At 43.0% G+C, this 22,416-nt stretch carries 16 protein-coding genes; 8 read left to right on the top strand and 8 right to left on the bottom strand.

Translation table 11 applies throughout. The features are described 5' to 3' along the window. Positions 1-23 precede the first annotated feature (23 nt). Positions 24-791 carry a 3-hydroxyacyl-CoA dehydrogenase gene (locus tag C0V77_RS16065; RefSeq protein WP_101727364.1) on the bottom strand — a complete coding sequence of 256 codons (768 nt, stop codon included), beginning with the start codon at positions 789-791 and terminating at the stop codon, positions 24-26. Positions 792-869: 78 nt separating this feature from the next. Here C0V77_RS16065 and hemF point away from each other — a divergent pair, with 78 nt between their 5' ends. Both hemF and C0V77_RS16055 read left to right on the top strand, forming a co-directional pair. Continuing rightward, positions 870-1,766, top strand: a complete 897-nt coding sequence (hemF, locus tag C0V77_RS16060; protein WP_101727363.1) for an oxygen-dependent coproporphyrinogen oxidase — start codon at positions 870-872, stop codon at positions 1,764-1,766. A 62-nt stretch (positions 1,767-1,828) separates the two neighbouring features. Then, positions 1,829-3,229, top strand: coding sequence for a chloride channel protein (locus C0V77_RS16055; protein WP_101727362.1), 1,401 nt, complete (start codon positions 1,829-1,831; stop codon positions 3,227-3,229). A gap of 7 nt (positions 3,230-3,236) precedes the next feature. Here the strand turns inward: C0V77_RS16055 and C0V77_RS16050 are convergent, their stop codons facing one another. After that, complete coding sequence (locus C0V77_RS16050) at positions 3,237-4,991, bottom strand: DUF885 family protein (protein WP_101727361.1); 1,755 nt, start codon at positions 4,989-4,991, stop codon at positions 3,237-3,239. Positions 4,992-5,079: 88 nt separating this feature from the next. Continuing rightward, positions 5,080-5,919: an AraC family transcriptional regulator gene (locus C0V77_RS16045; protein WP_101727360.1), complete on the bottom strand. Its 840-nt coding sequence runs from the start codon at positions 5,917-5,919 to the stop codon at positions 5,080-5,082. Between the two features lie 117 nt (positions 5,920-6,036). Between C0V77_RS16045 and C0V77_RS16040 the strand changes: the two genes are divergently transcribed. Beyond that, positions 6,037-6,909, top strand: a complete 873-nt coding sequence (locus C0V77_RS16040) for a DUF1080 domain-containing protein (RefSeq protein ID WP_101727359.1) — start codon at positions 6,037-6,039, stop codon at positions 6,907-6,909. A 44-nt stretch (positions 6,910-6,953) separates the two neighbouring features. Further along, positions 6,954-7,367 (top strand): Dabb family protein, encoded by a 414-nt coding sequence (locus tag C0V77_RS16035; RefSeq protein ID WP_101727358.1) that lies wholly within the window; start codon positions 6,954-6,956, stop codon positions 7,365-7,367. Positions 7,368-7,443: 76 nt separating this feature from the next. Here C0V77_RS16035 and C0V77_RS16030 read toward each other — a convergent pair whose 3' ends face one another. Then, positions 7,444-9,003, bottom strand: coding sequence for an FMN-binding glutamate synthase family protein (locus C0V77_RS16030; RefSeq protein WP_101727357.1), 1,560 nt, complete (start codon positions 9,001-9,003; stop codon positions 7,444-7,446). A gap of 196 nt (positions 9,004-9,199) precedes the next feature. On the opposite strand from C0V77_RS16030, the gene C0V77_RS16025 reads away from it, so the two are divergent. Both C0V77_RS16025 and C0V77_RS16020 read left to right on the top strand, forming a co-directional pair. Then, a complete protein-coding gene (locus C0V77_RS16025; protein ID WP_101727356.1) occupies positions 9,200-10,228 on the top strand; it encodes an exo-alpha-sialidase in 1,029 nt (342 codons plus the stop codon). Between the two features lie 933 nt (positions 10,229-11,161). Next, positions 11,162-11,452: a hypothetical protein gene (locus C0V77_RS16020; protein ID WP_101727355.1), complete on the top strand. Its 291-nt coding sequence runs from the start codon at positions 11,162-11,164 to the stop codon at positions 11,450-11,452. A 26-nt stretch (positions 11,453-11,478) separates the two neighbouring features. Here the strand turns inward: C0V77_RS16020 and C0V77_RS16015 are convergent, their stop codons facing one another. Together C0V77_RS16015 and coaBC are read right to left on the bottom strand one after the other, a co-directional pair. Then, on the bottom strand, positions 11,479-12,384 hold the full coding sequence (locus C0V77_RS16015; RefSeq protein WP_229236299.1) for a DUF4835 family protein: 906 nt from the start codon (positions 12,382-12,384) through the stop codon (positions 11,479-11,481). Positions 12,385-12,399: 15 nt separating this feature from the next. Further along, entirely contained in the window at positions 12,400-13,602 is a 1,203-nt protein-coding gene (gene coaBC, locus C0V77_RS16010; protein WP_101727496.1) for a bifunctional phosphopantothenoylcysteine decarboxylase/phosphopantothenate--cysteine ligase CoaBC, read from the bottom strand. A 136-nt stretch (positions 13,603-13,738) separates the two neighbouring features. Between coaBC and C0V77_RS16005 the strand changes: the two genes are divergently transcribed. Then, positions 13,739-18,676: a translocation/assembly module TamB domain-containing protein gene (locus C0V77_RS16005; protein ID WP_101727354.1), complete on the top strand. Its 4,938-nt coding sequence runs from the start codon at positions 13,739-13,741 to the stop codon at positions 18,674-18,676. Continuing rightward, positions 18,673-21,036: a BamA/TamA family outer membrane protein gene (locus C0V77_RS16000; RefSeq protein WP_101727353.1), complete on the top strand. Its 2,364-nt coding sequence runs from the start codon at positions 18,673-18,675 to the stop codon at positions 21,034-21,036. Before C0V77_RS16005 ends, C0V77_RS16000 begins: the two co-directional genes overlap by 4 nt. Positions 21,037-21,113: 77 nt before the next feature. On the opposite strand, the gene C0V77_RS15995 is transcribed toward C0V77_RS16000, so the two are convergent. Beyond that, positions 21,114-21,419: a DNA-directed RNA polymerase subunit omega gene (locus tag C0V77_RS15995; RefSeq protein WP_101727352.1), complete on the bottom strand. Its 306-nt coding sequence runs from the start codon at positions 21,417-21,419 to the stop codon at positions 21,114-21,116. An 86-nt stretch (positions 21,420-21,505) separates the two neighbouring features. Next, the gene (locus C0V77_RS15990) at positions 21,506-22,405 is read right to left on the bottom strand and encodes an outer membrane protein assembly factor BamD (RefSeq protein ID WP_101727351.1); all 900 of its coding nucleotides are present in this window, start codon (positions 22,403-22,405) and stop codon (positions 21,506-21,508) included. Between the last annotated feature and the right edge of the window lie 11 nt (positions 22,406-22,416).

Below are 22,416 nucleotides of genomic sequence, written 5' to 3'. Positions count from 1 at the left end.
TGAATGGTGGTTGGTTGTACTAATTATCTGGGAGCCATTCTGATGGCGCCATCCAGGCGAATCACTTCTCCGTTCAGCATGGTGTTTTCTACAATATGCTGGGCAAGCTGCGCGTATTCATCCGGCTGGCCCAACCGAGACGGGAACGGAACCTGCTGGCCTAATGACAGCTGCGCGTCTTCGGGCAATGAGGCCATCAGCGGGGTTTTAAAAATACCCGGGGCAATGGTCATTACCCTGATACCGTTTCTGGATAAGTCTCGGGCAATGGGTAAGGTCATAGACACGATGCCACCCTTTGAGGCCGCATAGGCTGCCTGCCCGATTTGCCCGTCATAAGCAGCTACCGAAGCCGTATTAATAATTACACCTCGTTCGCCTCCGTCATTGGCTTCGTTTTGGGTCATTTCAAAAGCAGCCAGACGTATCATATTGAATGAACCTATCAGATTAATATTGATGATTTTCTGGAAATGCGCCAGCGAATGAGGCCCTTCTTTACCAACTGTACGTGCAGGCGGAGCAATACCCGCGCAATTTACCAGAATATGGATGGCTTTGAAACGGGCTATGGCCTGGGTGATTACTTTTTGTGCATCTTTCTCTGACGAAACATCACATTTTACAAACTTTGCCTTGCGGCCCAGGTCGGTTGCCAGCGCTTTGCCTTTCTCTTCGTTCAGGTCTGCTATTACGGCATTAGCGCCTGCTTTTACGAACCGCCTGACAACGGCTTCGCCTAAACCTGATGCTCCGCCGGTTACTACGGCTGTGAGTCCTTTTAGCTGCATAAATTGATAAAAAAGAAAAATTATTATGGATACCTCTACCGGTGTCGCTAAATTGCCACAAAATTTGAAAAGAATCTTATGTTATCCAAAGAAAATATTGCCGAATACTTCAGAACCCTTCAAGACCAGATATGTACTGCCATAGAAAATACCGATGGCAAAGGCAGATTTCATGAAGACCAATGGCAACACCACAGTGGCGGCGGCGGGCGCACAAGGGTAATAACCAACGGCTATATCATTGCCAAAGGTGGGGTGAACTTCTCGGCTGTATCCGGTGAAGTATCTGATGCATTACAGAAGCAATTGAAGTTATCGGAGAAGTCAGACTATTTTGCCACAGGGGTATCAGTAGTGCAGCATCCGGTCAGCCCTATGGTGCCTATTATACACATGAACGTGCGGTATTTTGAACTGAGCAACGGTACCTGCTGGTTTGGTGGTGGTATTGACCTGACACCCCATTATGTGGTTGAGGATGATGCACGCTGGTTTCATGCCCAAATGAAAGCCGCCTGCGATAAACATAACCCGGCGTACTACCCTAAGTATAAAGAATGGGCTGATAACTACTTTTATCTGCCTCACAGAAACGAAACCCGCGGTGTGGGTGGGATATTCTTTGACTACCTGAAGCCAGCCAATGAATCTGCCAAAGCAGATTTGTTTGCCTTTGTGCAGTCGGTAGGCGAGAGCTTTGCACCTGTTTATACGCACCTGATGGCAAAAAACCATCTGCTGCCGTATGGCGAACGTGAAACCAACTGGCAGATGCTACGCCGGGGGCGATATGTTGAGTTTAATCTGGTTTGGGACAGAGGTACGAAATTCGGGCTGGAAACCAACGGCCGGACGGAGTCTATCTTAATGAGCCTGCCGCCTGTAGCTAATTGGGTGTATGATTACCAGCCCGAGCCGGACAGCGCAGAGGCGCAAACGCTTGGCCTGCTAAAGAAAGACATTAATTGGGTGTAAGGCCGCACTTTGCACCAGCCGGTGGCTTTTAGAATTGCCAAGTTACAACAGTCTTTGATGTTATGAAATATACATTTGTCAGGAAACATCTGAGTACTATCAGAAGGATAAAGAAAGCCAAAGAAGCAATAAAGGCCTTGTTAAAGGCGAGGGTAGATGCTATTGCCAATAAAAAGTTAAAGCAGAATCTGCTCAATGCCATACCTTTCTGGGTAGGGGCCTTTATTACAGGTGTGGTGGCCGTTATCTATGCCAAACTTTTTATGATAGCCGAGCGAGGCACGATCTATCTTTTTCACCTCAATAAATGGGTGTTTATGGGTGTTACGCCGCTGTGCTTTATAGTGTCGTGGTGGCTGGTTCAGAAATATGCCCCTTTTGCCCGAGGTAGTGGTATTCCGCAGGTGAGTGCGGCCATTGAACTGGCAAACCCTAAAAAATACGGGCTGGTAAATAATTTATTGAGTATCCGTGTACTGCTGATAAAAATAGTATCAAGCCTTATTATGGTGTTTGGCGGCGGTGCTGTGGGTCGGGAAGGCCCTACTATTCAGATAGCCGGTTCTATATTTAAGAAAATCAATGACTGGCTTCCGGAGTGGTACCCCAAGGTTTCTAAAAAAAACATGCTCATTACCGGAGCTGCCTCTGGCCTGGCGGCTGCTTTTAATACGCCGCTTGGGGGCATTGTATTTGCCATTGAAGAGCTTACCAAAACACATTTCAGTTATTTCAAGTCGGCTTTGCTCACAGGGGTAATTATTGCCGGGCTAACAGCCCTGAATATACTGGGGCCGTATTTGTATCTGGGGTATCCAAAGGTAAATAATCTGGCATGGTGGGTTATCTTCCCGGTTATTGTTACAGCGGTGCTTTCGGGGTACCTTGGCTGCACCATGACCCGCATTATTTTGTATATACTGAAGAAGAAAAAGGCTTTGAAGACCAACCGGGCAAAATTTTTATATTGCATTGTTGCAGGTCTGGTAATAGCCTCGGCGGGTATTTTTATTAGTTTTGAAACCTTCGGCACAGGCAAAGAACTGATGCAAACCCTGTTGCTGACCAACAACAAGTATCTTGAGTGGTACGTGCCTTTATTGAGGTTCTTCGGCCCGGTGGTTTCATTTACCAACGGCGGTGCAGGTGGTGTATTTGCCCCGTCGCTGAGCGCAGGCGCCAGTGTGGGTTCATGGGTGGCCGAATGGTTTCATCTGGTTAGTTCTAATGCCAATCTTATTGTGCTGTGTGGTATGGTCAGTTTTCTTACCGGCGTTACACGCAGCCCGTTTACATCTTCCATACTGGTACTGGAAATGACAACCGCCGAGAGTATCATATTTTATCTCATGATAGCCGGCCTGGCTGCCAATCTGGTATCATCATTCGTCAGCAAGCATTCGTTCTATGACCAGATGAAAGAACAGTATCTGGCTGAAATTGATACCGAAGAAAAGAACTGACCCAACGTTACTTTGAGCCGTTCGGCCGGGCTAATTCTTCGGCAATGTATTTATCAACCATTTTTTCAAGTATGGCCATGGTTACAGTTCCCTGCGATAATATGAGGTCATGAAACACCCGAACATCAAATTTATCTTTCAGAGCCTCTTCTGCTTTGCTACGCTGATTCTTAATGGTTATTTCTCCGATTTTATAAGCCAGAGCCTGCCCCGGCCAGGAGATATACCGGTTGATTTCGGTATTTACTTCATGTAAAGAAAGAGCCGTGTTTTCAGCCAGAAAACTAACCGCCTGGTCACGCGTCCAGTCTTTATCATGGATACCCACATCAATTACCAGGCGGCAGGCACGCCACATTTCGTAAGTCAATCGGCCAAACCTGCTGTACGGGTCTTTGTAAAGGCCCAGTTCATAGCCCAGGTATTCGCTGTACAAGCCCCATCCTTCGCCATACGCATTCACATACAGGTTTCGTCTGAAATCCGGCAGGTAGTCCAGCTCCTGTGTCAGCGATATCTGCAAATGATGCCCCGGTACGGCCTCATGCAGTGTCAGGGCCTCAAGGGTATATAAAGTACGGCTGGGCAGGTTGTAGGTATTTACCCAATAATTGCCTGCCTGTTTTGATTGGATAGAGGCACCACTATACCGCCCGGCTGTGTAGGTAGGTGCCAGGTAGTCGGGCACGGGTACTACTCCATAGGGCTGGCGTGGCAGCTTACCAAAAAGCAATGGTAGTTTTCCGTCTATCTTTTTAGCAATATAAGAGGCTTCTTTAAGCAGTTGCTCACCCGTAGTAGGGTAAAACCTGGGTTCGGTGCGCAGGTAATCAATAAATGCTTTAATTGAGCCTTTGAAGTTTACCTCGTCCAATACCAACTGCATTTCTTTCCTGATGCGCTCTACTTCCTGCATGCCAATGGCATAAATCTCATCAGGCGTTTTATTGGTGGTGGTATAGTGTTTTACTTTTTCGGCATAGTATTTCCGGCCGTTCGGGAAATGCGAAGCACCAAGCGTGATTCTGGTTTTAGGATGGTACTCTTTCTCAAAGAATGTCCTGATTTTTATGTAAGACGGTATTACGCTTTGTTCTATCTGTTTTCTGGCCTCAGCTTGTAGTAGCAACCAGTCTGCCTCAGAGATAGACTGCGGTTTTTTTAAAAACGGCTTCCAGAAAACAGATTGTTCGTAGCTGTCAACAATATGGGCATTGTAGGTGGCTTCGTAGCCCTTTAGCGCAATGCTGGGTTGAGATATACCCAATGTAAGCCCTTTTCTTATTAAAGCCAGGTTGTCATCTACAAAACCCGGTATCCCTTTCAGTTTGGTCAGATAATGTTCAACCTGTTTTTTGGTTGAAAAGGCAGCAGGCGCAATTCTTGCCATGCCGGTATGAAAACCCTCGTCAGCCAGTATGGGGTTCAGGTATTCTTTGTATTGATAAGAAATCAGTTCGTCATTCAGCTGATATTTCAGCAACGCTATGTTTATCTGGTCGTCAAAAGTAAGTGTTTGTTCATTTACGGCATTCAGCTTGTCAGCTTCCTTTTTAAAAAACAGATAACGGCGAAGGAAGTCTTCCTCGCGGTTTCTGCCAAACGGGAAAGGTGAATTGACCGAGTCTGAGGCCGATTCAAGTCTATGAAATGCTTTTATTTCTTCTAATACATCAGTAATAACGGCACTTGGTTGGGGTTTTTGTGAAAAAGCAAAAGAACTATACAGGCATATCAATAGCAGTAAAAAGTATTTTCTCATGGAAGAACTGGTGCGTTACGGTTACGGAATAAGAATCCGAAGATAAGGAAAATTCAGAAACGTGCAGCAGTTTTTAGATACTTTGGCTTTAATCACGCTTCCTGAAAGCCGTTGGCGTGCTGCCGGTAAACTTTTTAAACTGTTTGCAGAAGTGGCTTTCGTCGGTATAGCCAAACTCATCAGCAATTTCAGAGATGGTCAGCCTACTGAATAACAACCGGGTTTCAATCAGTTTCATTTTGTATTTGGTAATGTATTGTTTCAACGATTCTCCGGTATGTTTTTTAAAAAAAATACTGATGTAATCAGGGGCATAATTAAATACATCTGCCAGATGCTCAATGGTTAGTTCTGCCGGCTGATGGATATGTTTTTTTATATAGGTAAGAATTGCCTCTACAGAGTCTTTCAGCACAGGGCTGGCCGAAGCCTGTCCAAACAGATTACGGGCAAGGATGATCATCATACTGCGCATAATGTTGTTTCTGATTAACTCAAAGTACTGCGATTGCTCATGCTCGTTTTCTTCTTCAAGCAGTTTAAGTAAGCTATGCAGTTTCTCTCTTTCGTGTTTGTCGTGTACAATGGTACCCCGGCTCTGCGACGACGTATAAAGCAGCGTTTTCAGTATCTGCTGCCAGGTGCTGTCTTTATCTTCGGTATGTGGTGTATTGTAGATTGACTCATTGAAACGGATAAAACAAAACTCGGTTATTTCATTGATTTCAAAATGATGATAATCTTCAGGCCCGAGAAGAAATACATCTCCGTCCATGTACCTGAACTCATTGCCGTTGATATTGTGGATGCCGTTGCCTTTCAGAATAAATATTATCTCAAAATAGGTATGCTTATGCACCGAGTGTACCCAGGTGGCCGCTTCAAAATGATAAATGCTGAAAGGTGTATGTAGTACGTATCTTTTCATGAAGCAAAAGTAGTAAAGAAAGCACTAATATATGTTGGATTTTTACAATACAGAAACCTTCGGCATGGTGTAGTTTTGTAACTGCATACATCATCCTATCTTTACATTTATACGGCTATGAAACACCTTTATCTGCTTATGTTTTTATTTTTGCTTGTTTCGGGCTTGTCTTCATTACAGAAAGCAGATGAATGGACTGTTCTTCTCGACAAGGATTTAAGCCGGTGGGAAAACTACCTGAGCTATAGGCATACTAATAATTATAATGGAAAAATACCGAAGGATTCTCTTGGAACGGATATTAAGCCTATTGGCTATAATAATGATAAGTATGGGGTTTTTACGGTTCTGAATGAACCTGGTGGCCCGGTGCTGAAAGTAAGCGGAGAAATATATGGATGCTTGTTTACACGCCAGGAGTATGAAAACTATCATCTGAAACTACAGGTAAAATGGGGCAAACGCAAATATGTACCCAGGCTTGAAAAGCTGAAAGATTCTGGTATACTTTATCATTCAACTGGTGAGGCCGGGGCAGAATATTTTCGTTCATGGATGCTCTCTCAGGAGTTTCAGATTATGGAAGGACACATGGGCGACTTCTGGTGTCAGGCAAATTCTGCCATTGATATCCGTGCCTGGCAATCTGAAGGAATAATGAATTGCGTGGCTGATGCCAGAAGGCCGTTCAGACCTTTTAAAAGTCAGGGCGATTATTATTGTATGCGGTCGGCTGACTACGAGAGTCCGGCTGGTGAATGGACAACCCTGGAGCTTATCTGTTTTGAAGGCAAAAGTCTGCACATTGTAAACGGACACGTGGTAATGGTATTACAAAACAGCCGCTATATACAGCCAGACGGTAAGGAGGTGCCTATGACCAAAGGAAAATTACAATTACAAAGCGAAGCAGCAGAGGTATTTTACCGAGACATACGCATAAAGCCCATTGATGCAATGCCTGAGCTTTATGAGAAACTGTTTTTATGAGCCACATAAAGATTGAAATTATTCAAGATTAAAACAGCATAAGAATGAACACCACAACACGCAGGAAATTCCTGAAAAACACGGCTTTGGCATCGGTTGTTACCTCGTCTGCTTTTGCAGGCACTGAAACAAAAGCAGCCAAAGAGCTATTTGTGCATCATGTGTACTTCTGGTTGAAAAACCCGGGCAATGAGGCCGATAAAGCCAAACTGATAGAGGGCCTTGAAGGACTAACCAAAATAAAGGAAATCAAAATGGTGCATATTGGTGTGCCGGCCAGTACCAACAGAAGTGTAATAGAGCGCGGCTACGCGGTATCATGGCTATTGTTTTTTGATAGCCTGGAAGAAGAGGAAATCTACCAGAAACACCCTGTTCATCTGAAATTTGTTGAGAACTACGCTCATCTATGGGAGAAGGTAATCGTCTATGATTCAATAGGCGCCAAAAGGTCTTGAGTTGTGTTGCCAGGTTTGCTGGCAATATAGGTGGTAATCCCTCAGGTTTTGCAGCCGGAGGGATTTACTATGCCTGTCAATGTGCGTTTTTTCCGCCCAGATACGGGCTGTCAAGCAGTTTCTGGAAACCTTCAAACTTTACAGGTGTTTTCTGATACTGGTAAGTGCTACGCAACGATTGCGTTTTGTTGGTATCTCCCATTGCCACATCTACGTCGTCCATCATAAACTGGCAGGGGTGTTCATAGCCACAGGCATGGCTTAGTTCCAGTATTTCCTTCGTCATGGTTTTCATGTAATTATAGAGGCGTTCGCTTTTCAGCGCAGGGTCAATGCCAGACTGCAGCCATTTGTTTTGTGTGGCTACACCAGTAGGGCAGGTATTATTGTGGCAAACCTGCGCCTGTATGCAGCCAATAGACATCATGGCTTCGCGTGCTACGTTAATCACATCAACCCCCATCGCAAATGCCATAACGGCTTTGTCTGGCAACCCCAGTTTACCGGCTCCGATAAACGTGATTTTATCGTTCAGGTCTCTTTTCTGAAATATTTTATAAACCGACGAGAACCCATAAACAAAAGGTAACGAGACGTGGTCGGCAAAGCTGGGCGGTGCAGCACCCGTGCCGCCTTCGCCACCGTCAATATTAATAAAATCAGGGCCTTTTCCTGTTTTCTTCATCAGGTCGGCCAGTTCTTCCCACATTTCAAGCTTACCAACTGCCGATTTTATACCAACGGGCAAGCCTGTGGCTTCGGCCATTTTTTCTATGAAATCAACCATTTCCGGTATGTTAGAAAAAGCGCTGTGGCTGGCAGGAGAAATGACATCTTTGCCTAAAGGCACGTGTCTGATTTCTGCTAATTCCTGAGTCAGCTTGGTAGCTGGCAGCACACCTCCTTTACCGGGTTTGGCTCCCTGCGATAGCTTCAGCTCAATCATTTTTATACAAGGGTTGTCCTGGCAAAGTTTAATCAGTTTTTCCATTACAAAGTTGCCGTTGTCGTCGCGCACACCAAAATAGGCGGTACCTATATTTACCACCACATCGGCACCTTTTTTGTGGTAGGCAGATACCCCGCCCTCACCTGTATTATGATAACACCCGAATTTATCGGCGCCTATGTTGAGTGATTCAATGGCTGGTGCAGACAACGAGCCGAAGCTCATACCCGAAATGTTGATAATTGATTTGGGCAGATATGGCTGCCGTCGATTGTGATATTCGCCTATTACTTTGGCCGACGGGCAAATATAAGGATTAGCGATATTCGGATGCCCGGATGGCAGCTTGTAAGGCAATAAGGCTGGTTTAATAAACGTGTAGCCAGAGCTGTAAATATCCTGGTCGGTGCCAAAACCCTGAAAATTATTCTCTTTTTTTGAAGAAGCGTAAATCCAGGAACGTTGCCTGCGGTTAAACGGCAGTTCTTCTCGGTTGTTGGCTACAATGTACTGGCGGAGCTCAGGCCCGATGCTCTCAATAAAATAGCGGAGATGCCCCACTACCGGAAAATTATGCTGGATTGTATGCTTTTTTTGTGAAATATCTCTGATGGCAAGTAATGCTAAAAAAACCAAAGGATAAGCCCACCAGGGAATGCTGCTCAGAAACTGACCTATAACTGCCATAAGCTGAAATTTGATGTATAAATTGATAGTAATGCTGGTTAAAAAACAACCGGATATAAGTTTTTTAAAGACCAATAGTATTAAATAGTGGTAATTTCGTATTTATCTATGATATTTAACCAGCATTTTCGTTTATGCTGCCTATGTCATTAATCTGAACAAATAAAAAAAAGTACATTCAAAACTATTGCATCCTATGAAACTTCAACACCTGTTTATTCTTATTTGTTTATTAACGTTTAAAAATAGTTTTTCGCAAAGCCCTATCTTAAAAAAAGAGAATATTTTTGAGAATCCACCTTTTGCCGAATGCCATGCGTCAAGCATAGTTGAGCTATCAAAAGGCCAGATGATGGCTACCTGGTTTGGCGGTACAAGGGAGTCGAATCCTGATGTATGTATATGGATAGCCAGATATGACGGCAGCAAATGGTCTAAGCCTGAAAAAGTTGCTGACGGCGTAATCAATGATAAACTCAGATACCCAACCTGGAACCCCGTATTGTTTAAAACCAAAGAAGGGAAACTTTTTCTGTTCTACAAAGTAGGCAAGAACCCGAGAGAGTGGTGGGGCGAGGTGAAAACATCAGCTGATAATGGTGCAACGTGGTCTGCAGCAGAAAAACTGCCGGAAGGAATGCTGGGGCCAATAAAAAACAAACCGGTTCAACTGGCTAACGGTGATATTCTGTATCCTACCAGTACTGAAAGCGTAAAGGGCAATAAATGGCATATCCACCTTGAAAAATCTGATAAAAATGGCAGAAACTGGCAGAAAATAGAAATCGAGAACGATACCTTCGGCGTAATTCAGCCAAGTATTCTGCAGTATGCCGATGGACGAATGCAATTGCTTTGCCGTAGTAAGCAGAATTATGTGGTAGAGACGTGGTCAAACGATAACGGTAAAACCTGGGGGCCATTGAAGGTAACAAGCCTGCCAAACCCGAACTCGGGTACAGATGCAGTAACGCTAAAAAACGGATTGCAACTAATTGTTTACAATCCTTTGAAAAAGGGAAGAGAGTGGTCGAACGGGCGTCAGAAACTAAGTGTTGCAGCTTCAAGAGACGGAGTTAACTGGAAAGACATTTGTATATTAGAAGACGAACCTAAAGGCGAGTTCAGCTATCCGGCCATCATACAATCGAGCGATGGTCTGGTTCATATTACTTACACCAACGACCGTAAAAACGTAAAATATGTAGTGCTTGACGTTAAATAGTTTCTCTTAAACCTGGTATAAAAAAGCAGATTAGGCGCGCCTAATCTGCTTTTTTGTTTGTATAAATGATTGATTTACAAGTCTGTGAGTGACTGACCGGGCTGCTTTGGGCCTTATGTAAGAGCCACTTACCATGAATACCGCCAAAAAAACTCCATTTTATGCATTTCATCGAAAAGGCGGGTCAGTTATTAATCTAAATCCTGAAATTTGACTCAACAAAACGCAGCAGATAAAGCGTTGGGTTAAAGAAAATGAAGAGTTGATAGTACAATTGCTATTGAAATAATTGCTCGGCGTTAAACTGCTGCTTTTGCGTAATCTCAAAAAGTAAAAAATACCTTTAGCTAACCAATAGTTAGGGGTATCTGTAAAAAAAGAAAAGTGGAGCTAAAGTTTGCTCCACGTTTACTGACAATTGCTATTGAGTGAATATTTTTATTACGTTGATTTTATTAAGTCATCATGTAATTTCTTCCAGATTAAAAGGCTTTCTATAGTCATTTCCGGATACTTTGCTCGATTGGCAAAACAACTATAAAGAGTAACATCGAAGCCCAAAAAGTATTTAATCACATCCAACTCCTCCCATTGTTGAGCATCTTTCATAATTAAGTAATCTATTAGAGATGCTCATTCAGGGGAGGGTTGGAGTGACCATTACGATGTCCCAATCATCTTAATAGAAATAATCATACCAAAAATGATTACGATTGGTTTTGAGTTTTTTTGCTGCGTATGGTCATTAGGTTAATTTTCAAACTGAAGGTTAAATATTTGCTTCATATTTAAGCCGTTCGATAATAATATTTTTTATTTGATACCCCTTGATAATTTTTTGGATAGGATAGCAGTACGAAAATCCTGCTGAAAGTGGTTGTTTCTTTAAATTGAAAAATTATTTAACGGATACAAAATAATAATAATTAAAAAATGGCATGGATTTTGTTGGCAAGCCCGCTTTGCCTCAAGATTTTGAAAGTATCTATGCCTAATTCTTCTGACATGAAAAATCATTCGAAATCTACACTAAATACTATTGAAGAGGTACTGGCAGAATTAAACGAGTTGCTGGCGCAAAAAGAAAAGGAAGATTACGCACGAATATTTATTAAGCGCCATAATATATCAACTACTTATCAGTCAGGCGACTATCTAACAATTATGGATATACGTTCAACGTCTTGCAGACAGAAAAACTGGGTGGCTCGGTTTACTTTATAACCTTGCAGGCTGCCTGAAGCGCCGCATTATTTAGTAAGCTTGCGGTATTGCTCGGTTTTTGATGGGTCTATTGATGATAACACCTGAAAAGCCTTTTGTTTTTCTTCTTTTGTTGCTTCTGAAAATACATTTATCATTTCTTCACTTTTGGCGTCCAGAAAGCTATTCATAAGCACCGAGTTGGTTCTTGATTGCTGAAGGTTTTTAATAGTGCTTATAAAATCTAGTATCAGTCGTCGGCTTCCTGCGGGGTCAGTGGTCAGGTTGTCAAGTGCCAATCTGTGATAATTGTACACGCCTTCTCTGAAAGGCAGCAATTGCTGATTCTGCAGATTCTCAACCAGCCAGTATCTGTTTCTTACATCACCGGTTTGCTCCCAGCCGGCTTGCCCTGCACTGGCAGCCAGATTAGCCACGTTGTATGCACGCGTAAGAAAGCGGTCTCCGCCGTTTTTAGAAAAACTGTCGTAATCAAGCGTCAGGGCTATTAATGAATAAAACCCCAGAATAGAAGTCAGGTTATTAGAGAAATTCTGTTCATTAAAAATCATCTGGCGGTCTTCCGGCGAGAATGATATATTAAAGTTACGGTCTACGTATGTAAGCAGCAGGGTTTCGTAAGTGGTATTAAATACCGGCCTGATAACCTGAAACAGAGCATTGCCCTGAAATACATTCTGTTGCGGCGACTTCGTAAAGGTTATAATGAGATTGCACTTGATACGTTCGTTCTGAGCAAATAGGTCATTGGTCCAGCGTTTATTGTTCATAAACTCGCTGATGGCCAGTTTCATGTCTGTAAATACCTGTTTTTCAGAGGCCTGTTGCGCGTTAATCTGGTCTGATACAATGGTTACATTACAGTTTATTTCCTGGGCATAGCTGCTTAAAAAAGCGCAGGCCAGCAGGCAGGTCATTGCTATTTTTTTCATAGTTGTACCGTTATGTTATCCGGTAAATTTGTTCAGAACAATTTTCAGTATATCCACTGCTACTTCCTGTTTCGGTTTCAGATCAAAATCATACAGATTCCCCTCTTTGTCAAGAATTTTAATCTTGTTGGTATCATAACGAAAACCAGCGCCTTTATCTTGTAGGGAGTTCAGCACAATGAGGTCGAAGTTCTTTTTCTCCAGCTTGCCTTTGGCGTTTTCCAGTTCGTTATCTGTTTCTAACGCAAAGCCAATCAGCAATTGCCCGATTTTTTTCCTTGCACCCAATGTGGCCGCAATATCTATGGTTCTGGTTAGCTCAATATTAAAAACATCCTCTTTCTTTTTTATTTTTTTGTCGGCCACATGTACAGGGGTATAGTCTGCCACGGCTGCTGCCAGAATCACAACATCGTTGTTTAAGAAATGTTTTTCAACGGTTTCATACATTTGCCGCGCAGAAAACACCTGCTCTGTTTTTACACCGGCAGGTGCAGGTACAGACACCGGGCCACTTACTAACGTAACGTTTGCCCCGGCCATGCAAAAGGCCTCGGCAATGGCATAGCCCATTTTCCCTGACGAGTGATTGCTGATAAAACGTACCGGGTCTATGGACTCCTGGGTTGGTCCGGCGGTAATCAGTACTTTTTTACCAGCAAGGGTGTGGTTCTTCAAAAAATGGCTGCTTAGTGCATGCACAATATTTTCAGGCTCTGCAAGGCGGCCTTCACCTGTCAGGCCGCTGGCCAGTTCGCCATGTTCGGCATTGATAATATAGTTTCCGTATGCCTTTAGTTTTTCCAGATTACCAAGGGTGCCTGGGTGCCGGTACATGTCCAGATCCATTGCAGGCGCAAAGAAAACCGGGCATCTGGCCGATAGATAAGTAGCCACAAGCAGGTTGTCGGCCATTGCATTGGCGCATTTGGCTAGTGTATTAGCCGTGGCGGGTGCAATAATAAAAGCATCGGCCCACAAACCCAGTTCAACATGGTTGTTCCATTCGCCGGTTTCATTTTTTACAAAAGAAGACACAACCGGGTTTTTAGACAACGTGGCTAAAGTAAGCGGCGTAATAAAGGTTTTTGCGGCGTCGGTCATAATTACTCTTACCTCAGCTTCGGCTTTTACAAGCAGCCGTATAAGTAATGCCGATTTATAAGCAGCTATGCTGCCGCTTACCCCCAGTAATATTTTTTTATCTTTTAAAATCAATGTCTTTGGTGCTTTGGTACACTTTTTTATATTGTATATGTATAACGCAACAAAAATAGAAAACATCAGATTAACTCATTGATAATTTCTTCAAAAGTATATACATTTAAAAATTAAGTAGCCTGAATAGAATTTAATGAAAAAACTCTCACGCATTTTTATCTGGTTGATAGTTGGAGTCTTCGTTCTGTTGGGATTAGTCTTTCTGTTTGTGCAGTCGCCTACCGGGCAGGATTACATCACCATACAGGCAGCTTCGTTTCTTCGTAAAAAGCTGGGCACACCTGTTACCATTCAAAAGGTCAGATTCCGTATTCCTGACTGGGTATTGCTAGAGGGAGTGTACGTGCCAGACCTAAAAAAAGATACACTTTTGGCCGGTAAAAGGTTGTATATCGACATCGATATGCTTGGCTTGCTGTCGAACGATGTAAAGCTGAATCAGATTGAACTTGAAAACGTAAGGGTAAAAGTAAACCGTACTTTGCCTGATACCACCTTCAATTTTAATTATATTCTGAATGCATTTATGTCGAAAGAGCCTGATACCACCTCTTCCAACAATCCTTTCGATATTAGCCTGAAGCGTGTAAAACTCAAAAATGTTAAAATTACCTACAAAGATGCCGTAATAGGTACCGATGCCGATGTAGATATAAAAGATTTATCGACCGAATTTGGTGAATTTAACATCGCCAAGTCTCAATACCACGTCGACCAGCTGAAAGGAGACGGTGGAAGCGCCAGCTTAAGGCTCTATAAACCATTGAAAACCAGTACATCAGCTCCGGAAACGGCGGCTAAAGTCAACGCTGCCGATACACTTGATATAAATGTTGGTAATGTAGACCTGGCTAATTTTAAATGGTTGCTTGACAGCCAGGAAGATGGCCTTAAAAATGGCGTTAATCTGGGGCATTTGCAGCTGCAGGGCGATAAAATCTATCTGAACAGCCAAAAAGTGGTGTTCAGGAAAATAGCCCTGGCCAATACTACCGCCTTTGTTGAAATGGCCAAAATACCCAGGCAGGCACCCAAAGCTAAGGAAGCAGATAACGCATCAGGAGGCACGCCCGGCTGGGAGGCCATTATTGGTGATATTCAGCTAAGCAAAGTGGGTCTTCGGTATGACGACAATAATTCTACTCGCCTGACAAGGGGGCTTGATTATGCCCACCTTGACGTAAAAGACCTGGGCTTGCTGCTGAAAAACTTTATTTACAGCTCCGATAAAATTGCAGGCCAGCTTTCAAAAGGAACATTTGCCGAACGAAGCGGGCTGGTGTTGCAAAATCTTACCACAAATTTTAATTACACAAATCAAGAGATTGGGCTGAGGAATTTTTTCCTCAAAACTCCCCAAACCGTCATTCGTGACGATATGGTAATGCGATATGATGACATTGCCGATCTTTCAAAAAATTTAGGTAGTGTGCGTGTAAAGGCCAGTATTAAACAAAGCCAGCTTGCCATGCGCGACTTGCTGATACTTATGCCTGAGTTGGCAAAAAATGCTACCTTTAAGAATAACCAGAACGATGTAATAAAAGCCGACGGACAAATTACAGGCAGGCTAAACAACCTGGCCATATCAAAGTTAGACATCAGTGGCTTTGGCGCTACCAAGGTAAAAGCTAAAGGCAGCATTACGGGGCTTCCTGATGTCAACAGACTGGGTTTCAATCTGGACATCAATGAGGTAAGCACAACTAAAAAGGATGTTATTAAACTGGCTGGCCCCGGCACACTGCCAGAATCGATTGAAATACCGGAGAAACTGACCCTGAGAGGTAAACTGAAAGGGAAAGCAGACGACCTACAGGTTGATGCTACCCTTAATTCAGACTTTGGAGTTGCCGTTGTTACAGGCAAACTGCAGAATTTTGTAAAAGGCCGTAATCAGGCCTATGATGCCCGGCTTACTTTGCAGGATTTTGACGCCGGCCAACTGATTAAACAGCCACAGAATGTAGGCAAACTAACGCTGGAAGTAAACGCCAGGGGCACAGGTATTGACCCCAAAACCATGAACGCCAGCATTTCAGGTGCGGCCAGAAGTGCGGTTCTGAAAGGTTATGAGTACAATGACATTGTTCTGAAAGGCGATATTCACAATCAGATTGCTAACATTCAGACTTCATTAGATGACCCCAATGCTGATTTCAAACTCATTTCAACCATTGATTTGTCAAAGCCTTATCCGGCAGTAAAAGGAGAAGTTGACATCAGGAATATTGATTTGAACAAGCTAAACCTGTATGCTGAAAACCTGAAATTAAAAGGGGATATAAAAGTAGACATGGCCTCTACCGACCCTAAGAATCCGGTTGGGAGTATCTTTATCAACGAAACAGTGGTAGAAGCAGGCGGGAAGGTGATTCCGTTGGATACCACCAGCCTTGTTATAAAGGATTTGCCTGATGGCCATGATATTGCCGTTAAGTCGCCGATTCTGAATGCCCATGTAAGTGGTGAGTTTGATTATATCCGTCTGTTGGATATCCTGCTTACCGAAATAAGTAAATATTTTGTTATACCCAATCTGGCCTATACACCCGTTACAGAGCCTTATAACCTGAGGATTGATGCTAAATTGAATCAGCATCCGCTTGTGCAGAGTTTCGTTCCTGCATTAACCAAAATGGATACCCTGCGGCTTTCGGCCACGCTCGACAGCCGGAAAGATACAACCATGCAGGTATCGTTGTCGGTGCCTCTGGTTGAGTACGATTCTTCAGTTGTACGTAACGCAGGCCTGAAACTATTTGCCGTGGCCGATAAAGCTACCTACAGCGGGGGCGTAGGGCTTATCAATGTTTCAGACATGATTATCAGACGCACCAGCCTTGGAGGAGAAATAGCCGATAATACGCTTACAGCCCAAGTTGTTCTGAAAGACTCATTAAATAAAGACAGATTTGTTATACCTGCCCGCCTGCAGTCTGTTGAAAACCAGTATCGACTAAATTTAAGTAACTCAGGTACACTGATAGACTATAAAGAGTGGCGGTCTGATTCGCTGGGTTATGTGCAATACGGCGCCGAGGGCTTAACGGTAAAGAAGTTTTTGCTTGAGCAAAACGGCCAGCGGCTGCTGGTAAACAGCACCACCGATGAGCCTAATGCCCCCATTGAAGTAAATATAGACAGCCTTCATATCAAACCTTTTGTTACTCTTGTAACACAAGACTCTACTACCGCCGGAGGCACCATGAACGGCGATTTTAGAATTGCGGATTTCATGACCGGAACGCCTGCTTTTTCGGGCGATTTAATTATCAGAAATTTTACTTTCTCGCAAAATCCGATAGGTAACCTGACTCTCAATGCCAGAAATGAATCTGCTGATGTGATTTCTGCCAGGGCATCGGTTATCAGCAATAACAATGACATTCAGCTAAGTGGTAATTACCTGTTGAATGAAAAGAATTCGCTTGATTTCAATATTGATATCAATAAATTAAGTGCGCAAACGGTTCAGGCATTCAGTTTTGGGCAGCTAAAAAACGCCAGTGGTAACCTGAGTGGTAAACTGAGCGTGAAAGGAGAGCCAGTTAAGCCGTCAATATCAGGTAATCTTAAATTTGATAATGTGGGTCTGGCATTAACCCAACTGGGTTCTAAGTATCTGCTTAATAACCAGACAATTGTGTTCGATAACAGCAATATTAAGTTCAATAATCTGGTAATAGCCGATACCCTGGGGCAAAAACTACAGGTAAATGGAAATGTAAACATTCAGAACATCCCTGATTTTGCTTATAATCTGGATGTGAAAGCCAAAAATTTTATGGTATTGAATGGCAGCCGTAAAGATAATGACTTTTTCTATGGCAAAGGTTTTGTGGATGCAGACCTGAATGTGCGGGGAGTAGGAGCCAAGCCCTCTATTGAAGGCGGGGTAAAACTGAAAGAAGGAAGCGACATAACCGTTATTCTGCCTGATGACTCAATTGGTGAAACCGAAACTGATGGTGTGATTGAGTTTGTGAATATGAAAAATCCGGTTGCTGAACTTCCCGCAGATACGTCAAAGGCAGCCTCCAACTATGATTTTGCCTCTGAAATGGCGCTGAATATTGAGGTAGACGACAAGTCTCAGCTTAATATCATCATAGATGAGGTTAACGGCGATAATCTGAAAATTAAAGGAAATGCCCAGCTAAATACGGGTATAACCCCCGGTGGCGAATTTTATATATTTGGTTTGTACGAACTTTCGTCGGGGCAGTATGACCTTACGTTTCAGGTGTTGAAAAGACAATTTACCATAGAAAAAGGTAGTACTCTTTTGTGGACCGGCGACCCGATGAAAGCGCAGATTGATATAACAGCTGCTTACCCGATTGACGTAGAGCTTACCTCATTGAGCGACGAGGCCAAAAACTATGGTAAGGTTCCGGTTAAGGTGTTATTGAAAATGCAGGGTAGTTTGTCAAGCCCTAATATCAGCTTTGATATTGTACTTGATGACCGGAGAGCAACCGGCGACATGAAGAATTTTGTTGAAAACAATGCCGTCTTTTCAGCTTTCAGAGATGACCCTGTGGCCATGAACAAGCAGGTTTTCTCGCTGCTGATTCTCAATCGTTTTTCAGGCGAACAATCTTCTGATTTCTTCTCTGGAATCAACGCCGAGGCGATGGCTCGCCAGAGCGTGAGTAAAATCCTGACAGACCAGCTGAATGTACTGGCCGGAGACCTCATAAAAGGCGTAAAACTTGATTTCAACCTTAACTCCGATATCCTCACAGGGCAAACAGGTTCGGTGGTGGGTAACAGAACAGACCTGAACGTTGGCCTGAGCAAAGCCTTCCTTAACGATAGGCTTACGGTATCTGTCGGCAGAAATTTCCAGCTTGAGAACACCACAGGTATTCAGAAAAGCTCAACAGAAATTTTCGATAACATTGCCTTAAACTATGCGCTTACTAAAGACGGGCAATATATGTTCAGGGCGTTTCGTAAAAATGAATTTTTTATTCTGGATGGATACGTTCAGGAAACCGGTGTAAGCTTTCTAATAACCTTAAGTTATGATCAATTAAAAGAATTATTGGGTAAAAAGAAATGAAAAGAACAGCAATATATATACTAATTTTTGTGGCAATTAGCTTATCCGGCTGTTCGGTTACCAAGCATATACCACCAGGCGAAAGCCTTTACACCGGTGCCGAAATTAAAATTCAGGCCGATAGCCTGGTAAACAGGTCTCAGATTAAAGAAGTGCGCAATCAGGCTGAAGAACTGATACGGCCAAAACCTAACGGTACTATTTTCGGGCTTCCATACAAGGTATGGTTTTATTATGCATTCGGCGAGCCCAAAAAATCAAAGGGTTTTAGAAATTTTGTAAGAAAGCGGTTTGGTGAAGCCCCGGTGTTGGCCAACAAAAGGTCGGTTACCACCAGTGCGGCTATTATAACCAGTATGGCAAACAATGAGGGGTACTTCAGGTCGTCTACAAGTGGTGAGCTGGTGGTAAAAGGGAAAAAAGCCAAAGGTGTGTACACGGTATTTCTTAAACCCCGATACTTTATTAACGAAACCCGCTTTATTATAAAGGACAGTAGCGTTTTTCAGAAAAACTTTAAGTTGGCCGCGACGCGAACCCTCCTGAGAAAAGGAGACCCATACCGTTTTGAAGTAGTAAAGATGGAGCGCGAACGGGTTGACCAACTACTGAAACGCCGTGGTTTTTATTTTTTCAGACCAGACCACCTCATCATAAAAGTTGATACCAACCAGAGTAACCATCTGGTGAACCTGTATGTTGATTTGAAACCCACGGTTAACCAAACGTCAATCAAACAGTATCGTATTGGCAATATTTACGTCAATACAGACGCCACTGATTCGCTGAATGCTGATTTTCAACAAAAAGGAGGGGTTAAAATATCTGACGTTCGCAGAACTTATAAACCCAGGGTCTTTAACGATGCCATTGGTTTTCGCTCCGGAATGATATACAGTAGCATTGTACACGACGCCTCATTGTCAAGACTAATAAACCTCCGCAACTTTAAATTTGTAAAGAACCGTTTTGAGTTGATACCCAGGTCTGACTCTGCACTGATTGACGTGCATTATGAAATGACACCCATGCGAAAAAAGGCTTTGCGGTCTGAAGTAACCGGTTCATCAAAATCTAATGGTCTGGTTGGGTTTCAGTTTGGTTTGAACTGGTCTAACAAAAATATGTTCAGAGGCGCTGAGCTGCTTAACATTGGCGTAAATGCCGGTACAGATATACAGTTAAGTGGCCGTAAAAATGATAATATCAATAGCTATAATAAATATAATGTAACACTCGATTTATCCTTCCCCAGGTTTGTTCTCCCTTTTTACAGGGTTAACCCATCAAGGAATCAGTCATTGCCAAAAACCAATCTTAATCTGGCTTATAACTGGCTGCAGCAAAGAGGGTTGGCACTGAATGACGACAGTACGACTTTCCCTTATACCCAATATGTGCTTACTTCGGCCACCGCATCATGGGGTTATGAATGGAGGCCAAACCCGAGAGTGATACATACCTTAACGCCGTTTTCGGTCAATTTTCTTAAGCCACGTAACATCAGCCAGCTATTTGTTGAGAAAATCTTTGAAAGTAATAACCCGGCAGATTTACTTAGGTACGTAAGGGTACTTGATACCCGCCTCATTCTTGGTGGCCAGTATACCGTTTCTTATACACCCCAGAGGCGAAACAGCAGGCATTATCTGAACTTATCGGGCGGTATTGATATTGCAGGTAATATCGGGAGTCTGTTTGCAAAAAAAGGAGCAGACGCTACCTCACCTGCCTTATTGTTTGGCGTAGCTTACGAACAATATACACGCTTTGATGGAGAAGTAAGGTATTACTATGATATTTCGCCGAGCCTGCGCCTTGCCAACAGAATTGTGCTGGGTTATGGTATTCCTTACGGAAACTCAAAACAACTGCCACAGATTAAACAATATTTTGTGGGGGGCAGCAATAGTATGAGGGCATTCAGGGCACGTTCGATTGGCCCGGGCCTTTATCGTGCCGACTCAGTTACGGTTTCTATTTTTGGTTATTCGTCTTATGGAGATATAAAAATGGAAGGCAACACAGAACTACGTTACAAGGCTACCAATTATATTAATCTGGCTGCTTTTTTAGATGTTGGCAACGTGTGGATGAAGAAGGTTGACCCGATGGTTTCGGAATATGATGTTTCTTCTGAGTTTTCAAAGGATTTTTATAAACAACTGGCTGTAGGAGGGGGGATAGGCCTTCGTCTGGATTTCAGCTACATAAAACTGCGGTTTGACCTGGCTACTCCGTTCAGAAAACCCTGGCTGCCTGACGGCGAGCGATGGGTCTTAAAAGAAATTGATTTTTCAAGGAAAGCCTGGCGGCAGGAGAACCTTATTCTGAATATCGCTGTCGACTACCCTTTCTGACAGAGCAGAAACCAAAGCATAAAAGGGTGTGCCTCAAACAGAAGTACACCCTTTTTGTTTTCTGAAATACACAGTTATTATTCTTCGTCTTTTACACGAAACTCTACTCTGTCTTCAGTAAATTCGTCAAGCGCTATTGAAGTTGGCTTTGGCTGACGCTCATAGAATCTTGAGATTTCTATTTGCTCACGGTTTTCGAAAATTTCTTCAAGGTTATCGATATTCGAAGCAAACTCCGCCAGTTTCTGTGTCAATTCTTCTTTGGTCTTTACAGCCACCTGTTTCGCACGTTGCGAAACAATGAATACAGACTCATAAACATTGCCTGTTTTTGCAGCAAGTTTATCTACGTCTCTGGTTACTATTGAAGGATTTACTGCCATAATATAAAAACCCCTGCCTCTGAGGGGTGCTTGATTTTGTGTAATGATATAAGATAAGAATGCCTTTTGAGGCCCCGGGCAATGCCTTATCCTTTTTTTGCAGTTTCTGCCTTCTGGGCTTCTGCTGCCTGTTTAGCTTTCAGTTCTTTTATTTCCTGCTCAATCTTAGCAATGCGCTCCAGTTCTTTATTAGCTCCGTCATACGCTTTTTGCGCCTGCTTCATATACTTGCTTTTAGGATACGCATCTATAAACTCTTCATAGAATTTTAGTACATCCAGAAAACGTTCTTTTTGTTTGTTTTCAAAACTTACCACAGCCAATTCATACTGAGACTGCACTTTCAGAAAGGCCAGTTCTTCGTTATACTCAGAGTCAGGGAAATCTCTCTGAAAATTATCAATAGCTACAACCGCCGCTTTAAAATTGGCAATTGTTACCCCACTGGTTTTATAATACAGTTTTGCCTTCTCATAGGCTTTTTCTTCCAGCCGGTGTCTGAGGTCAATCAGGTTCTGATTGGCGCTTTCGGCATATTTACTGCCCGGAAAACTATTGATAAACGTTTGAAGGGCATCAATAGCCGTAAGGGTGTTGGTCTGGTCTAAGTTGAAGTTCGGCGAATCTTTGTACATCGAAAAGGCGTACATATAAAAAGCTTCTTCTGCAAGCGGGCTATTGGCATAAGTTGAGTAAAAACTCTTGAACAAATAAGAGCTCATACTATACTGCTTCTGCTGATACTGCGAATAAGCATTAAAAAATTGCGCCTGTTCCGCCAGTGAATCTCCCTTCAACAACGGTATTATCTCTTCAAAAAGTAAACCGGCTTTATAATAGTCTCCCTTTTTGTAGTATTGGTTAGCCGCTTTGTATTTTTCTTCGGTTGTACCTTTTTTCTGTAACCGGGCAAACTTGGCCGAGCACGCTGAAGATAATACAATTACGACAAATAAAAGGGCGGTATATGGTCTTTTCAAAAACATGGGTGCAAAGA

It is taken from the genome of Emticicia sp. TH156, from assembly GCF_002855535.1.
GTDB classification, from domain to species: Bacteria; Bacteroidota; Bacteroidia; order Cytophagales; family Spirosomataceae; genus Emticicia; species Emticicia fluvialis.
The sequence above is the reverse complement of the archived record's forward strand: the minus strand, read 5'-3'. Positions and strand labels throughout refer to the sequence as shown.

Coding starts and splice junctions, on each gene's coding strand:
- C0V77_RS16065 (WP_101727364.1), bottom strand. CDS start 791: ATGCAGCTAAAAGGACTCACAGCCGTAGTAACCGGCGGAGCATCAGGT.
- hemF (WP_101727363.1), top strand. CDS start 870: ATGTTATCCAAAGAAAATATTGCCGAATACTTCAGAACCCTTCAAGAC.
- C0V77_RS16055 (WP_101727362.1), top strand. CDS start 1,829: ATGAAATATACATTTGTCAGGAAACATCTGAGTACTATCAGAAGGATA.
- C0V77_RS16050 (WP_101727361.1), bottom strand. CDS start 4,991: ATGAGAAAATACTTTTTACTGCTATTGATATGCCTGTATAGTTCTTTT.
- C0V77_RS16045 (WP_101727360.1), bottom strand. CDS start 5,919: ATGAAAAGATACGTACTACATACACCTTTCAGCATTTATCATTTTGAA.
- C0V77_RS16040 (WP_101727359.1), top strand. CDS start 6,037: ATGAAACACCTTTATCTGCTTATGTTTTTATTTTTGCTTGTTTCGGGC.
- C0V77_RS16035 (WP_101727358.1), top strand. CDS start 6,954: ATGAACACCACAACACGCAGGAAATTCCTGAAAAACACGGCTTTGGCA.
- C0V77_RS16030 (WP_101727357.1), bottom strand. CDS start 9,003: ATGGCAGTTATAGGTCAGTTTCTGAGCAGCATTCCCTGGTGGGCTTAT.
- C0V77_RS16025 (WP_101727356.1), top strand. CDS start 9,200: ATGAAACTTCAACACCTGTTTATTCTTATTTGTTTATTAACGTTTAAA.
- C0V77_RS16020 (WP_101727355.1), top strand. CDS start 11,162: ATGGCATGGATTTTGTTGGCAAGCCCGCTTTGCCTCAAGATTTTGAAA.
- C0V77_RS16015 (WP_229236299.1), bottom strand. CDS start 12,384: ATGAAAAAAATAGCAATGACCTGCCTGCTGGCCTGCGCTTTTTTAAGC.
- C0V77_RS16005 (WP_101727354.1), top strand. CDS start 13,739: ATGAAAAAACTCTCACGCATTTTTATCTGGTTGATAGTTGGAGTCTTC.
- C0V77_RS16000 (WP_101727353.1), top strand. CDS start 18,673: ATGAAAAGAACAGCAATATATATACTAATTTTTGTGGCAATTAGCTTA.
- C0V77_RS15995 (WP_101727352.1), bottom strand. CDS start 21,419: ATGGCAGTAAATCCTTCAATAGTAACCAGAGACGTAGATAAACTTGCT.
- C0V77_RS15990 (WP_101727351.1), bottom strand. CDS start 22,405: ATGTTTTTGAAAAGACCATATACCGCCCTTTTATTTGTCGTAATTGTA.